Annotated in this window: 18 protein-coding genes; 17 read left to right on the plus strand and 1 reads right to left on the minus strand. The window is 35.7% G+C overall.

All coding sequences use genetic code 11. The features are described from left to right. Nucleotides 1-134: 134 nt before the first annotated feature. The 10 genes from BW929_RS07160 (at nucleotide 135) to BW929_RS07205 (ending at nucleotide 8,962) form a co-directional block, all read left to right on the plus strand. Complete coding sequence (locus tag BW929_RS07160) at nucleotides 135-1,565, plus strand: Na+/H+ antiporter NhaC family protein (protein WP_076544688.1); 1,431 nt, start codon at nucleotides 135-137, stop codon at nucleotides 1,563-1,565. Between the two features lie 46 nt (nucleotides 1,566-1,611). After that, entirely contained in the window at nucleotides 1,612-2,277 is a 666-nt protein-coding gene (locus tag BW929_RS07165) for an HAD family hydrolase (RefSeq protein WP_076544689.1), read from the plus strand. Between the two features lie 207 nt (nucleotides 2,278-2,484). Then, entirely contained in the window at nucleotides 2,485-3,219 is a 735-nt protein-coding gene (locus BW929_RS07170) for a basic amino acid ABC transporter substrate-binding protein (RefSeq protein WP_076544690.1), read from the plus strand. A 223-nt stretch (nucleotides 3,220-3,442) separates the two neighbouring features. Then, a complete protein-coding gene (locus tag BW929_RS07175; RefSeq protein WP_076544691.1) occupies nucleotides 3,443-4,129 on the plus strand; it encodes an amino acid ABC transporter permease in 687 nt (228 codons plus the stop codon). Then, nucleotides 4,119-4,877 carry an amino acid ABC transporter ATP-binding protein gene (locus tag BW929_RS07180; protein WP_076544692.1) on the plus strand — a complete coding sequence of 253 codons (759 nt, stop codon included), beginning with the start codon at nucleotides 4,119-4,121 and terminating at the stop codon, nucleotides 4,875-4,877. Before BW929_RS07175 ends, BW929_RS07180 begins: the two co-directional genes overlap by 11 nt. Further along, nucleotides 4,877-5,521, plus strand: coding sequence for an amino acid ABC transporter permease (locus BW929_RS07185; RefSeq protein WP_076544693.1), 645 nt, complete (start codon nucleotides 4,877-4,879; stop codon nucleotides 5,519-5,521). The genes BW929_RS07180 and BW929_RS07185 overlap by 1 nt, the downstream gene beginning before the upstream one ends. 198 nt (nucleotides 5,522-5,719) lie before the next feature. Beyond that, entirely contained in the window at nucleotides 5,720-6,259 is a 540-nt protein-coding gene (locus BW929_RS07190) for a cob(I)yrinic acid a,c-diamide adenosyltransferase (protein WP_076544694.1), read from the plus strand. Continuing rightward, entirely contained in the window at nucleotides 6,256-6,702 is a 447-nt protein-coding gene (locus tag BW929_RS07195; RefSeq protein ID WP_076544695.1) for a DUF188 domain-containing protein, read from the plus strand. The genes BW929_RS07190 and BW929_RS07195 overlap by 4 nt, the downstream gene beginning before the upstream one ends. A gap of 61 nt (nucleotides 6,703-6,763) precedes the next feature. Beyond that, a complete protein-coding gene (locus tag BW929_RS07200; RefSeq protein ID WP_076544696.1) occupies nucleotides 6,764-8,032 on the plus strand; it encodes an MFS transporter in 1,269 nt (422 codons plus the stop codon). A gap of 42 nt (nucleotides 8,033-8,074) precedes the next feature. Further along, nucleotides 8,075-8,962: a zinc dependent phospholipase C family protein gene (locus BW929_RS07205; protein WP_076544697.1), complete on the plus strand. Its 888-nt coding sequence runs from the start codon at nucleotides 8,075-8,077 to the stop codon at nucleotides 8,960-8,962. Between the two features lie 17 nt (nucleotides 8,963-8,979). Here BW929_RS07205 and BW929_RS07210 read toward each other — a convergent pair whose 3' ends face one another. After that, on the minus strand, nucleotides 8,980-9,903 hold the full coding sequence (locus tag BW929_RS07210; RefSeq protein WP_076544698.1) for a sulfurtransferase: 924 nt from the start codon (nucleotides 9,901-9,903) through the stop codon (nucleotides 8,980-8,982). 176 nt (nucleotides 9,904-10,079) lie between these two features. Here BW929_RS07210 and BW929_RS07215 point away from each other — a divergent pair, with 176 nt between their 5' ends. From BW929_RS07215 to BW929_RS07240, 7 genes are all read left to right on the plus strand, one after another. Beyond that, complete coding sequence (locus tag BW929_RS07215; protein ID WP_076544699.1) at nucleotides 10,080-10,994, plus strand: nucleoside hydrolase; 915 nt, start codon at nucleotides 10,080-10,082, stop codon at nucleotides 10,992-10,994. A gap of 55 nt (nucleotides 10,995-11,049) precedes the next feature. After that, on the plus strand, nucleotides 11,050-11,226 hold the full coding sequence (locus BW929_RS15250; protein WP_159437154.1) for a hypothetical protein: 177 nt from the start codon (nucleotides 11,050-11,052) through the stop codon (nucleotides 11,224-11,226). Next, on the plus strand, nucleotides 11,223-11,732 hold the full coding sequence (locus BW929_RS07220; protein ID WP_159437155.1) for a TIGR04282 family arsenosugar biosynthesis glycosyltransferase: 510 nt from the start codon (nucleotides 11,223-11,225) through the stop codon (nucleotides 11,730-11,732). Before BW929_RS15250 ends, BW929_RS07220 begins: the two co-directional genes overlap by 4 nt. Nucleotides 11,733-11,841: 109 nt before the next feature. Then, nucleotides 11,842-12,120 (plus strand): metal-sensitive transcriptional regulator, encoded by a 279-nt coding sequence (locus tag BW929_RS07225; protein ID WP_076544701.1) that lies wholly within the window; start codon nucleotides 11,842-11,844, stop codon nucleotides 12,118-12,120. Nucleotides 12,121-12,161: 41 nt separating this feature from the next. Next, complete coding sequence (locus BW929_RS07230; protein ID WP_076544702.1) at nucleotides 12,162-12,920, plus strand: YdcF family protein; 759 nt, start codon at nucleotides 12,162-12,164, stop codon at nucleotides 12,918-12,920. 220 nt (nucleotides 12,921-13,140) lie between these two features. Further along, nucleotides 13,141-14,007, plus strand: a complete 867-nt coding sequence (locus BW929_RS07235; protein ID WP_076544703.1) for a PHP domain-containing protein — start codon at nucleotides 13,141-13,143, stop codon at nucleotides 14,005-14,007. 180 nt (nucleotides 14,008-14,187) lie between these two features. Beyond that, nucleotides 14,188-15,195: an isocitrate/isopropylmalate dehydrogenase family protein gene (locus tag BW929_RS07240; RefSeq protein WP_076544704.1), complete on the plus strand. Its 1,008-nt coding sequence runs from the start codon at nucleotides 14,188-14,190 to the stop codon at nucleotides 15,193-15,195. Nucleotides 15,196-15,223 lie beyond the last annotated feature (28 nt).

Raw genomic sequence — 15,223 nt, forward strand, 5'->3', positions numbered from 1 at the left:
ATAAACTAAACTTTTCAGAAAATTTATGTTATAATAGTAAATGGTATTTTAAGCTGTTTTTAAGATTTGAGCTTATTTAGATAATCAGAAGCAGCAGGCTAATATCAGGAATATAAATTATGAGGAGGGAAAGTATGGACTATGGTATATGGAGTATTTTACCACCGTTAATTGCGATTTTACTTGCTTTAACCACAAAACAGGTTTTTATTTCACTAATTTTAGGTATTTTTTCGGGTGCTATGATATTAACTGACTGGTCTTTTTTTGCGGCTGTTAATATGACTTTAGAAGAAATTGTGGCTATTTTCTCGGAAGCCTGGATTACAAAAACTATAATTTTTTCATTTATGGTTGGAGGTTTGATAACTGTAATTTCTGCTTCGGGTGGAGTGCAGGGATTTATAAATTACCTTACTCAAAAAAGAGATATTGTTAAAGATAAAAGGGGTGCTCTGCTTCTGGCCTATATTACAGGTCTGATCATTTTTATAGAGTCCTCAATTACCAGTCTTGTTTCCGGTACAGTTGCCAGGCCTCTAACAGATAAGTATAAGGTATCTCGCGAAAAACTTGCTTATGTTTGTGATTCAACCTCTGCACCAGTTTGTGGTTTGATTCCCCTTAACGGGTGGGGAGCTATGCTGATGGGGGTAATTGGAGTTCAGATAGCAAACGGAGTTGTGGATGGAACTTCTGCTGAGCTGCTGGCTAAATCGCTTCCTTTCCAATTTTATTCAATTATTGCAGTTCTGGCAGTTGGCTATTATATCCTGACTGGCAATGACTGGGGACCAATGGCTAAAGCAGAGAAAAGAGCAGCTGAAAAAGGCCTTTTGTTAAGAGAGGGTGCTACTCCAATGGTTTCTGAGGAAGCAACTGCTACTCCTCCTAAAGAAGGCATTATTCCCAATATGTGGAATATGATCTTGCCTATTTTAGTTTTGATTTTTATGATGCCTCTTAGTCTTTACATAACTGGAGCTGGAAATATACTTCAGGGCTCAGGTTCAACCTCGGTTTTTTGGGCTGTTATTACAGCAGTTACTTTTGCTGGATTTTTATATGTTATTCAGGGTCTTATGAGTTTAAAAGAATATATTGATTATATATATCAGGGAATTGGAGCGATAGTTCCGGTGGCTATTCTTTTAATCACAGCTTTTGCAATTGGAAATGTAATTGGTTATTTAGAGACAGGAGAATATATGGCTTCTCTGGTTGAAGGTAGAGTTAGTGGAGCATTTGGACCGGCAATAGTTTTCATCATGGCTTCTTTGATGGCTTTTGCAACCGGAACCAGCTGGGGGACTTTTGGTATTATGATGCCAATTGGAATTCAAATGGCTGTAGCAATGGGTGCGCCTTTATATCCAACAATTGGCGCTGTAGTTTCTGGTGGTATTATGGGAGATCATTGTTCTCCAATCTCAGACACCACTATTATTTCTTCAATGGCTTCTGCTTCAGATCATATTGATCATGTAAATACTCAGCTGCCTTATGCACTGGCCAATGGGGCAATAGCTTTAGTTCTTTATCTGGCGGCAGGATTTATGATATAATATTAAAAAAGAAATATAAAATTATAAATAATTGGGTGATAAATTAATGATTAAAGCAGTGATTTTTGATATGGATGGAACAATTATTGATTCAGAACCAATTTATGAAAAAATAAATGAAGAAATATATGAGAAGTATGGTTTCAATTTGAGTCAGGAAGACTATGATCGACATATGGGTGCCAACCTAAAAGATATCTGGACAGATATTTTAGATCGTTATCAGGTTAAAGAAGAGTATTCTCATTATAAGATTGAAGATTTTATGGAAGATCATATTCATAGTTCTTACGTGGGGCTGGCTGAAGCTGAAGATTTAGAATTGATGCCGGGAGTTGAAGGGTGGTTTCAATTTTTTAAAGATCACGGTTATAAAATGATTATTGCTTCTTCTTCCTATGAGCCAGTAATTGAGCATATTTTTCAACGTTTTGGTCTTGAAAAGTATATGGAAGGTTATGTAGATGGGAATGCTATTGAAAATGGTAAACCTGCTCCTGATATTTTTCTTGAGGCCGCAGAAAGACTGGGAGTTGAGCCGGAAGAATGCATTGTAATTGAAGATTCGGAGAATGGAGTTAAGGGTGCTCACCGAGCAGGAGCAAAGGTAATTGGTTTCAACCGGGCTAAAGATGAAAGTCAGGATCTTTCCAGTGCTGATCTAATTATTGAAGAATTTAATCAGGATAATTTAAATAAAGTCTTAAAATAATAATTCAAGCGGAGATCTTTAAAAAGATCTTCGTTTTAGTTTTAACTATTAATTTTTCAGAAAATTAAAGCTTGTATTAAATTAAAATATTACTTTTGCTGATTAAAGTATTGTGGTATAATGAATTTTAAGATTAATTTTTATCATTTTTCGCCGGTTAAAAGTAGCGAGAAGGTAGAATATCAATTTAAAGGAGGAAATAGTTAAATGAAAAAAACTTTAGTAACAATTTTAGTGATTCTGGCAGTATTGGCTTTTAGCTCAGGGGTTATGGCTCAGCGCTATGTTGTAGGAACAAATGCAAGTTTCCCACCTTTTGAGTATGTAGAGAAGGGTGAGATTGTTGGTTTTGATATTGATCTGGTTAAAGAAATAGCAAAACTGCAGGACTTTGAAGTTGAATTTAGAGATATAAGTTTTGACTCTTTAATTCCTGGTCTTGCTTCAGGTAGTTTAGATATAGTAGCGGCTGGAATGACGATTACTGATGCCAGGAAAGAAGTGGTATCATTTTCAGATCCTTACTATTCTGCTAATCAGTCAGTTTTAGTTCATGAAGGATCGGAAGAAGATTTAACAGTTTTGTTTGGTTCCAATGATATTGGTGTTCAGACAGGAACTACAGGTGATACCTGGGTCAGAGATAAACTGGTTAAACCTGATATTTTAACAGGTGAGCTCAGAAATTATGATTCTTATGTTTTTGTTATCAGAGACTTAGCAAACCAAAACATTGATGCAGCTGTTTTAGATAAACCTGTTGCTGAAACTTATAGCAAAAATAATCCGGTTAATGTTGTAGCAGAAGTAATTACCGGTGAAGAATATGGTATTGCTGTTGGTAAAAATAATCAGGCACTGCTTAAAGAAATCAATGCAGGTCTGGCAAAAGTTATTGAAAATGGAACTATGGATAAGTTGATTGAAAAGTATTTTGAGTAAAATCTGATCAGGCTTTTTCTCTGCTGTCAGGGTCTGGAAAGTTTTCTGAACCCTGCAGCGGAGTAAGGCCTTTTATATTTTTAATTTATAATTTTATTACTTGTTTAGAGCCAATTTTGTTCTCAAGAGTTTAATTATTAAGCAGCAGAAAACACTTGAACTTTAGGGTGTAAAATTGGATTCTTAAATAATTTTTATCAAAAAATTTTAGAAAGGACAGATTATGAATAATTTAGAATTAATAAAAAGTGCACTACCTTATCTTCTGGAAGGGACCCTGGTAACAATACAACTGACATTCTGGAGTCTTTTAATCGGAATAGTTGTTGGGTTACCAATCGCCTTTGCTCAGGTGTATGGAAATAAAATACTTCAGGCTACTGTTGCAGTCTATGAGCGTCTTGCTCGCAGTATTCCCCTGCTGGTAATGCTTTTACTTTTAAATTATGGTCTACCAATGCTGGGATTAAGAATTCCAATTTTTAGAGCCGCAGTTATTGGGATTGGACTTAGATCAGCAGCCTATCAGTCTCAGATTTATCGAGGTGCAATTCAATCGGTAGGTGGGTCTCAGATGAAGGCTGCCCGTTCTTTGGGAATGAGTAAAATGAAAGCTTTCTTTTATATTATTGCTCCCCAGGCAATTAGAATTGCAATTCCACCGGTGGCAAATGAGTCTGCAATTGTGCTCAAAGATACCTCACTTGCCTTTACCATTGGGGTGGTTGAGCTTTTAAGACAGGGTGAGTATTTTATTGCGACTTCAAATGAGCCAATGGTGATTTATTTAACCATTGCTGCGATTTATTTTATTTTAACTACGATAGTAAACGGTGGTTTATCCCTTTTTGAGAAAAAATATCAAATTCCAGGGATAGGAATTGAAGGAGGACATTCAGATGCCTACTAAGCATTTATTGAGAATAGAAAATTTGCACCATAGCTTTGAAAATGAAGAGGTTCTCAAAGGAATTTCATTTTCACTTGATAAGGGTGAGACCAAGGTTATTGTTGGTCCCAGTGGTACCGGAAAGAGTACTGTTTTAAATAATATTATTCGGCTGGTACCTCCCACCAGAGGTAAAATTTATCTTGAAGATACTGAAATTACTTCTGCCAAAAACATAAATGAAATTAGACAGCAGATTGGTTTTGTGTTTCAGGATTTTGGTCTTTTTAATCACCTGACAGCAAAAGGTAATGTAATGATTGGCCTGACTAAAGTCAAAAAGATGGATAAAAATGAGGCAGAAGAGCTTGCCTTATTTGAGTTGGATCGGGTTGGACTTAAAGATTATGCTAATTCTTATCCTTCTCAGTTATCAGGTGGACAGAAACAGCGGGTGGGTATTGCTAGAGCTCTGGCAATGCAGCCTAAACTTATTCTATTTGATGAACCAACTTCGGCCCTGGATCCAGAGCTGACTGGCGAGGTTCTTAAAGTTATGCGTAATTTGGCTGAAGAGGGGATGACCATGCTTGTTGTAACTCATGAGATGGGTTTTGCCCGCAGTGTTGCTGATGAACTAATTTTTATGGAGGGTGGCAATATTGTAGAACAGGGTGATCCTGAGAAACTGTTTACCGATCCTGATCATAAAAGAACCAAAGAATTTCTCTTCCAGCTGACTAATTTATATGGTGAGGGTGAGAAATAATGTTAGATATTTTTATGGAATATTACCCTTTATTTTTAAGAGGACTTGGGGTAACGGTTTTTGTAACCATTATTTCCTGTTTTTCCGGTACAGTTCTGGGAACTTTTCTGGCTCTGGGTAAGATTTATGGAAATAAATTTGTTTCAGCACTGGTTCGACTTTTTATTTCGATTATTAGAGGTACCCCACTTTTAGTTCAGCTATTTATTATCTATTATGGACTTCCTGCTTATGGAATTAGACTGACTCCAATCATAGCAGCAGTGATCAGTTTCATTATTAACAGTGGAGCTTATCAGGCTGAATACTTAAGGGGGTCAATTCAGTCAATCAGCGGCAGCCAGCTTAAAGCAGCCCAATCAATCGGGATGACTAAATGGCAGGGGATTAGACACATTATTTTACCTCAGGCTCTGCGCCGGGTAATTCCTTCCTGGACTAACGAGTTTATTTATATGATTAAATATTCTTCTCTGGCTTATGTAATTGGAGCCAAAGAATTAATGACAGAAGGAAAGCTGATTGCCAGCCGTAATTATCAGTTTTTTAATGTTTATTTTATTGTAGCTTTAATTTATCTGGTAGTAATTGTTATTTTTGTTTATCTTTTTAATAAAATTGAGAAAAAAGTTACTATCCCTTAAAATTAAGGTATATAATCTTGTCTTCTTAAAATTAAAGTGCTATAATTAATTAAAGGAAATAAATGTAATCTAAAAGGGTTTTTGAAAGGCAGTTTCTGGTCAGGAGCTGTCTTTTTCTGATAAATAACAGATTGATTTTCATAAATTGCTTGGGGAAATGGTGCGGACAGCGACAGGTTCACATAAAAGGAGGGAAAGATGAAAATTTATACCAAAAGCGGCGATAAGGGTAAAACCAGTCTTTTTGATAATACAAGGGTGGCTAAAGATTCACTGCGGGTTGAAAGTTATGGTACTATTGATGAATTAAATTCTTCACTGGGTTTTGCCAAAAATTTTGTAGAAGAAAAAGAAGTTTATAATATTATCCGTTCTGTACAGCGTAAACTTTTTAATCTGGCAGGAGAGCTGGCTACACCGGATTGGGAAAGTTTCCCTGAAAAAATCAGTCAGGAAGATATTAAGTTTTTGGAAGAAAAAATTGATCATTATTTAGATCAGATGAATAAAAAAGAGAGGTCAATGTTTATTATTCCCGGCAGCTCAAAGGCAAGTGGTGCTCTGCATCAATCCCGGACAATTTGTCGGAGAGCTGAACGCAGAATTACAGCTCTTGCAAAAGAGGCGGATATTAGCAGTGATCTTCAGAAATATATTAACCGTCTTTCTGATTTGCTTTATACACTGGCTCGTTATTTAGAGAAAGAACTTGACTATGTGGAGTTTAAAAAACAGTGAGAATTTTAGTTGATGGGGACGGATGTCCAGTAATTGAAATAATTACCAAGGTTGCTGCAGATAAAAATTTAGAATTAATAGTTTACACTGACTTAAACCACCGTCATCAGCTCGCTTATGGGACTTTAGAGGTTGTTGATCAGGGGTTTCAGTCAGTTGATATGATTTTATATAACAAGATTCAGGCTGGAGATCTTGTAGTTACATCTGATTATGGGTTGGCTGCCTTAGCTTTAGGTGCGGGAGCATTAGTTCTTGGTTTTTCCGGCAGAGAATTTACTAATCAGAATATAGAAAGACTTCTGGCCACAAGACACCGTCAGTTTAAAGAGAGAAAAAGAACAGGCCGTCATACTTCTCATAAAAAACGGAGTCCAGCTGATGATCAGCGTTTTAAAGAAACTCTATTAAATTTAATAGAAAACAGAACAACAGAATTATAATATAAATTGTTAATAATTAGAACCGTTATTTTTGCCAATATTAAAACAGAGGGTGAGCTCAATGGATAAAAAGAAAAAAACAGTTTATGCCTGGGCCATGTATGATTGGGCTAATTCTGCTTTTGCCACAGTAATTTTAGCCACAGTCCTGCCCATCTTTTACAAAGATGTGGCTGGAATTAATTTACCAGGTAATTTGGCTACTTCTTACTGGGGATATACGCAGACTATTGCTATGATTATTATTGCTATTATTTCTCCAATCCTGGGTGCAGCTGCTGATTATTCTGATTCAAAAAAAACTTTTCTCAAATTTTTTGTATTTCTGGGTATTACAGGCACCTCTCTTTTGTTTTTTGTTAATGAAGGCAATTATTTACTTGCCTCTTTCTTTTTTATTATCGCCAACATTGGTTTTTCTGGAGGTAATGTATTTTACGATGGTTTTTTAACCGACATCAGTGATGCTGATTCAATAGATTATATATCAAGCCTTGGTTATGCAGCTGGCTATCTGGGAGGTGGTCTGTTGCTGGCATTGAATTTATTAATGATTTCCAAACCTGCTCTATTTGGAATAAGTACAGTAACTTTAGCAACTCAAATATCGTTTATCACTGTTGCAGTCTGGTGGTTTATATTTTCTTTGCCTGCTTTTAAATATCTCCCTGCTCCTGAAAAACGGGTTGAAAAAATACCGCTGGCTAAATACACCAAAATGGCTTTTGGCAGACTTAAATCTACCTTTGTTCATATCCGTAAATATCGAGAACTGTGGAAATTTTTACTGGCTTTTTGGATCTATAATGATGGAATTGGAACTATCATCAGGATGGCTACAATCTATGGTCGGGAAGTGGGTATTGGTCAGACTGACCTGATTGGAGCCCTGCTTTTAACACAATTTATCGGAATACCCTTTGCTCTTATTTTTGCTAAAATAGCTGGGAAAATCACAGCTAAAAAAGGCATTTACCTTGCTCTAACCATTTATACTGCAATAACTTTTTATGGTTATTTTTTGGATTCAGCTCTTGACTTCTGGATTTTGGCAGGTATTGTGGGGATGGTTCAGGGAGGAGCACAGGCTTTAAGTCGATCTTTATATGGAGCAATGGTACCGGAATCAAAATCAGCAGAATTTTTTGGGTTCTATGGAGTCTCCAGTAAATTTGCTGCCATAATTGGTCCGACAGTTTTTGCTTATGCAGGACAGTTAACGGGCTCAAGTCGTTATGGAATAATTGCAGTTGCCTCCTTTTTTGTTCTAGGTATTATATTTTTAAGTAGAGTTGATGTAGAAAAGGGAAAATTAGAAGCCAAAAGTTAAAAGCAATATAATTAATATCACAAATTATTAGGGGGGAGAAAGATGCCAGATTTCTGGACACATATTATTGCTGGCGAAGAAATAGTTGCTGGTCTTGAAGATAAAAATATTAAAGCAATGTTAAATAAGAATTATCAGCTTTTTAATTATGGTTGTCAGGGCGCAGATTTTTTCTTTTATAATGACTTTTTACCCTGGCAGTGGGCAAAAAAAGGGCCTAAAAAAGGGGAGTTAGTCCATTCGCTGAGTGGTAAGAAAATTTTCTCCGAACTGCTTACTGCTTTGAAGAGAGAGGGGATTTATTTCCGGGCTAAGCTTCCTGACTCTGAGTACTGGCAGCATAATCTGGTTTATCTACTGGGGTTTATTTCGCATTATGCCCTGGACCGCGAATGTCACCCGTTTATTATTAAAAATGGGGGAGAAGGTAAAAATCACAAGTTAATTGAGGCCAGTATTGATATATATATTATGCAGCAGAGATGGAATCAAAGTCCAGTAGTTGTTGATCCCCTTCCTTATTATCAATTACAGGACAAACATCAGCAGAATCTTAATTATTTTTATCAATTGATTTTTGAGAATCTTATTGAGGAAAAACTTGATCAGGATTTGATCTGGGAATCTTACTTAGACCTACGTAAATATCATAGATTATTTATTTCGGATAGTTCTTTAAGACATCATATTTTTAGGGTTTTAAATTTAATTCTACCTCAAAACTTAAGCCAGTACAGCTATCTGCTTAACGAAAAACAAAGTATCTGGCCTGCAGAAAATTATCAACAGTTTGAAAATCATTTTAATAGAGGAATTGCTGTTGCCCGCTCTTTAATCGGACAGAGTTTAAAGTATTTGCAGTCAGAAGAATCTCTTTCAGAAAGCCTGATCTTATTTAGTAACAAAAATTTCATGGGAGAAGAGAGCTGATATTATTAATTTTGAAATCACTTCAGTTCAATTGGTAAATCACTGCGGTTGCTCCAGCCAAGCCATGATTCATCAAATAATTTTAAGTTATCATATCCCAGGAGTTTAAGAGCAAAAAAACTGTGAGCTGCTCTGACCCCAGTGTGGGAGATAAGAGCAATCACTTCTTTATCTTTTGTAATTCCTTTTTCCTGATAAATTTGTTTGATTTCTGAAGCAGATTTAAAATTGTAGTTTTCTTTTAAAACTCTATTCCATTCTAGGTGGATAGAGTTTGGTATTCTACCTTTTCGCGGAGCACTAGAACCTTTTTTTTGCCCCAGATATTCAGCCTCAGTTCTTGTATCAAGAACTATAAATTTTTCATTATCAAGATTTTCAGCAATAGTATCAGAATTTACAATCCACTCATTAATTACATCCTGAACTAAAAAGTTACCCTTGTCTGGATAGTTGGGCAGTATATTTGTTTCAAAATCATTATCCTTCCAGTTATCATATCCACCTTCCAAAACTTTTATATTTTGATGTCCATAAACTCTGAAGACCCACCATAATCTGGCTGCCCAGACACTGTTATTTTCATCATAGACAATAATTTTGGAGTCATTATTTATTCCCTTTTTCTGTACAGTAACACTAAAAGCTTTTGGGTCAGCAATCAATCCTTCCACCCAACCTTCAGGATCAGAAAAATCAGATCCCCACATATTAACTGCTCCCGGTAGATGTCCGAGTAAATATCTGGCACTGTTGCGAACATCAATTATTTTCAGTTTATTATTTTCATTTTTGAGTCTCTTATTCAATTCAGAAGCTGAAATTAAAAGGTCTGGATTTTCAAATCCTCTTTCTTCAGCAGCTACAGCTGAAAAACTTAAGCTGGTAGAAATTATAATAATTGAAATAAAGATAAGAATTAATATTTTATCATTATTCATTGTGATTCCTCCTTAAAATTTGTCTCTTTCTTCATAAACTATTATATACCTTAAGTAACAAATTTGCATTATTATTACATAAATTACTCAGATAATTTTAATAAGGCAGGATTTTATAGATTTTTGTTGAAATTAAATTAAGAGAGAATAGAAAAAATCACTGTTAGGGGGATAAAATGAAAAAGGTTATTTTAGACTGTGATAATACAATCGGAATTCAGGAAAAAGATGTTAGTGATGGCCTTGCTTTTTTATTTTTACTTGGGCGTGAGGATATAGATCTGATGGCGGTTACCAGTGTCTTTGGGAACAGTAGTTTAGAAGCTACTTATGAGACAACGGAAAAAATGATCAGTGATTTTGGTTTAGAAAATAAAATTAAACATTATAAAGGAGCAGCTGAAGCTGGAGACGATAAGACGGAAGCTGCAAAATATTTGGCTCAGACTGCTGCCGAAAATAAAAATGAGATTACTTTAATTGCTATCGGACCTCTGACTAACCTTTATGCTGCCTGGAAAATTGACAGTGACTTCTTTAAAAATTTGAAAGAAATTATTATTATGGGTGGAATAACTGAACCACTGCAGTTTGGAGAGCAGACTATTAATGAAATTCATTTTAGTCAAGACCCAGAAGCAGCAGAGCAGGTAGTTAAAGCTGAGGTTCCAGTGGCCCTAATGTCCGGCAACTTATGTCTGGCAGCGCGTTTTGGGGAAAAATCATGGCAGCGGATTAATCGTTCAAAAAATAAGGCTATTCGTGCCTATATCAGTGATAAAATTAAGCCCTGGTATGAATATTCTTCAGAGATGATTGGTTTAACAGGTTTTTATATGTGGGATGTAGTAGCAGTTGTTTATATGATGGCACCTGAGATCTTTCCTTATAATAAAAGGAAATTTGTTTCCAGTAGGGAGGATTTAAAAACTGGACAGATAAAAACAGAAAAAGCAGCAGGCCGTCTGCAGGATTCTGGAATTATAAACCTACCTTCTACTATTCTTGATACTAAAAGATTTAAAGATATTTTATTTTCTGCCTGGGATCAAATTAAGATTGTTCCAAAAGGATACAGCAGCGAAGGATAGAGTTTTGATCTTTTTATAATAGTTTTTAATTTCAAGCAGATAGGAGGAGATTATCTTGCAGGCTGCAGTAGTGCTTATGAGAGGAGCTTCCGTAGCAGGGAAAACGAAGACTAAGCTTAATAGTCATTTAAAAGCAGAAGAATGTGCTGCCCTGGATAAAGCTTTTTTAAAAGATATGAATTTTAAGCTTTTAAACTTAAAAAAAGTTGCTCAAAATTGGAGCTTTTTTTGAGTTATAAGCCAGAGCAAAGCCCAAAAATATTTGCTGAGGTTATTGCTAAAGACTTTATTAGAATTCCTCAGCGTGGAGAAAGTTGTGGGGAGATAATGTATAATGCAGTAACTGAAGCTTATCAAAAGAGTAAATTACCTGTAGTTATTGTTGGTTCTAATTTTCCTCTGCTGGCTACAGACACTTTTACTGAAGCCTTTGCAGGTTTAAAAGAGAGAGATATTGTTATTGGACCGTCTGTGGATGGCAGTTATTATCTTTTAGGAATGAAAAAGCCAGAAGAATCTCTTTTTTATTTTAAGGACTGGAGAAAGCAGTCAATACTAGAAAAAACTATTAAAGCAGCAAGTCAGCATAATTTAAAGATTCATTTTTTGCCGGAGGCAGCTGAAATAAACACTTTTAAAGAATTACTTCGATTAAGGTTTGAATTGATTGGGAAAAATATTGATTCAAATTATCTTAAAAATACCCGAAAAATAATAGATGAATTGTTTATTTATTAATAATTTTAAGTTTAGCCAGCTGAATAGTTGGTGGTTAAGTCAACAAATATTTAGCTTTATGGTAATAGTATTATTTTATATTTATTTTTGAGAACTGTGGGGTGAAAGAATGAACTCACTATCAGATGAGGATAAGAAAAATTTAATTGTGAGACTGCGGCGGGTCGAAGGTCAGGTCAGGGGACTGCAGAGGATGATTGATCAAGAAAAGTACTGTGTTGATATTTTAACACAGATTAATGCCTGTCGGGGTGCCTTAAAAAAAGTAGGACTTAAAATATTGGATCGACATGTTAATGGTTGTGTTAAAAATGCAATTTCTCAGGAAGAAGGAGAAGAAGAGATTATATCTGAATTGATGGATGTTTTAGACAAATTTACTGATTAAATTTATCCCCGCTGCTGGCGGGGTTTTTTTAGGAGGGAATCATGTTAGTTTTAGAAAAAATTATTGCTTCTCTAGTTATGCCGCCAGGATTATTTATATTATTATTGATAATTTTGACTGGCTATTTATTTAAAAGATCAAAGTCAGGGATCATAAAATTAACAGCTTTATTTATGCTGTTTTTATGTTTTTTTCTTTCCACTGCCTTTGGTGTTCAGCTGTTACTTCATCCACTGGAAAATTATGCCGAAAAAATTTCAGTTAATCCCTTTAAAAGATATCCAATTGTGGTACTTGGGGGAGGGTTAAATTATTATTCTGACAACGAAGTGGCTCCTTCACTGCACAGTATTCAGAGACTGGTCAGAGGGTATCAGCTGCAGCGACGTTTAAAAACACCTTTAATTTATTCAGGGGGAGTTGCTATTGGCCAGGAAAAGATTTCCGAGGCTGATGCTGCGGAAGATTTCCTGGAGAGTCTGGGAATGAATAAAGAATTTTATATTAGCGAAGATAGGGCTCAAACAACATTTGAGAATGCAGCTTATTTAAAGAAATGGCTTGAAGAAAACGAAGTTGAAAAAGTTTATCTTGTAACGTCAGCCTATCATACTTTACGGGCTGCAGCTGTTTTTAAAGCTCAAAATATAGATTTTTTGGCAGTGCATTCTGGTTTTATTTATGATCATCAATTTAGCTGGCTTGATTATCTGCCAAATAGAGGAGCTCTTAGTGCCAATCTTGCAGCACTGCATGAGTGGGTTGGGTTATTCTGGTACTATATTCGTGGTCGGATTTAGATAATTTAAAGCAGAAAGAGTTCGGAGAGTAGTTTAATATTTTGGATTTTGAATAAATTATTTTAGATTAATTGTTAAACTTTAATGATATTTTAAAGTTTTTCTGATAAACTATAAATGTATCTTAGAGAGAGTATTTAAAATCAAAGAGCAGAGAGTAATCAAATCTCTTTTTAAGTAAATTAATGATAAAAATTACTCTTAAGGAGCTTGATATTTTATGGCTAAAGATATGTTTAAGAAAAGGAAGAAAATTGATCTGCATATGCATACAACTGCCTCTGATGGTGCTTCCACTCCGGCAGAATTGGTAAAAAATTGTATAGAATTAGGTTTAAAAATTATTGCTGTGACCGACCATGATAATTTGACTGCAGTTAAGGAAGTACAGGAGTTGGGCCAGAAACAGGGATTAAAAGTTGTGCCTGGAATAGAAATTTCTACTTATCGTGGGGAAGCAGAATATCATATCCTGGGTTATTTTGTTGATCCAGAAAATGATGCCCTACTGGGTTTAACCGAAGCAATTTTAGATTCTAGAGTCGAGAGAACTCATAAAATGATAAAAAAATTGACAGAGATGGGTTATCCGCTTGAATTTAAAGATGTTAAAAAATATGCTACTGGTGTCAGTCTTGGTCGTCCCCACGTGGCAAGGGCCATGGTTGAGAAAGGATATATTGAAGAAATTGGTGATGCTTTTACTGAAGAGTTTATTGCTGGTGGAGGCAGGGCCTATGTCGAAAAGAAAAATGTTCTACCCGCTGAAGCAATAGAAGTTATTTTAAAAGCAGGAGGAATACCTGTAATTGCACATCCGCATGTTATTAATCACGGTCAGTCACTGGCTAAAGAGGAGATAGCTCGTTTAAAAAGTGTTGGTTTAAGAGGGGTAGAAGTCTATCAGACAAAACATAACCAAAGAATCACTCAAAAATATAAAAAGATTGCAGAAGAACTTGATCTTTTAGTTACAGGAGGTTCTGATTATCACGGCGAAAACTCACCCGGGATTTTGCCTGGCGATTGTGGAATAACAAAAGCTGAATTTGATGAGCTGGAAAGTTATGCCCATTCTATGCTATAATAAATATCAGTCATTATAAGGGCTGATTATTTTGAAAATGGAGCCGGATAAAAGTCCGGCTTTTTTCAAACTTACTTATTAATATTTTAGTTTATTAGGCTAGAATAGAGGAACAGTCAAAGTTTTGAGATTGTATAATTTGATTATTTAATAATTAAAAAGGAGTAGTGAGTAAAGAGAATGTATAATGTAACAATGATTGCTGGAGATGGTATTGGTCCTGAAATTTCTGCGGCTGTTGCAGAAATTATTGCTGCTGCAGGAGTGGATATTAACTGGGACAGGGTAGAAGCCGGGGCAGGCGTAATGGATAAGTATGGAACACCACTGCCAGAGGAAGTATTTAAATCAATTAGGAAAAATAAAGTTGCCTTAAAAGGGCCGATTACAACTCCTGTGGGTAGTGGATTTAGAAGTGTAAATGTGGCTATTCGTAAAGAATTAAACTTATATGCCAATGTCCGTCCCCTACAGGTGCATGCTAAAAAATTTGCCAAAGATGAAAATATTGATATGGTTGTTTTTCGAGAGAATACAGAAGGTCTTTATGTAGGGATTGAGCATTATGTAGGAGACCAGGCTGCAGAAAGTATTAAAATTATCACCCGCAAAGCTTCTCGCAAAATTACCGAAAGGGCTTTTGAATATGCAGTCCGGGAAGGTCGCAAAAAAGTAACAGCTGTGCATAAGGCTAACATCTTAAAATACAGTGATGGTCTATTTTTAGAAGAGGCCCGTAAAGTTGCTGAGAAATATAAAAAAACAAATCCCGAAATAGAATTTAATGATAAAATTGTAGACAATATGTGTATGCAGATGGTTCAGTATCCAGAGCAGTATGATGTTTTAGTTATGCCTAATCTCTATGGAGACATTGTTTCTGATCTTGGGGCCGGCCTGATTGGTGGGCTTGGACTTGCTCCGGGAATGAATCTCGGTGATGAGATTGCAGTTTTTGAAGCAGTTCACGGCAGTGCACCTGATATTGCCGGTCAGAATAAGGCCAACCCAGTAGCACTGTTATTTTCTTCTGTTCTGATGCTGAGGCATTTAGGAGAGACTAAGGCGGCTGAGAGAATAGAAAAAGCAGCTTCTGCAGTTTTAAATAAAGGTGAAGTTTTAACTGGGGACTTAGGTGGTAGTGCTGCCACTGATGAGATTACTAAAGCAATTATTAATGAACTATAATTAATATAAGTCTGTCCATATGTTGGGC

It is taken from the genome of Halanaerobium kushneri (genome assembly GCF_900156285.1).
Classification (GTDB): Bacteria; Bacillota; Halanaerobiia; order Halanaerobiales; family Halanaerobiaceae; genus Halanaerobium; species Halanaerobium kushneri.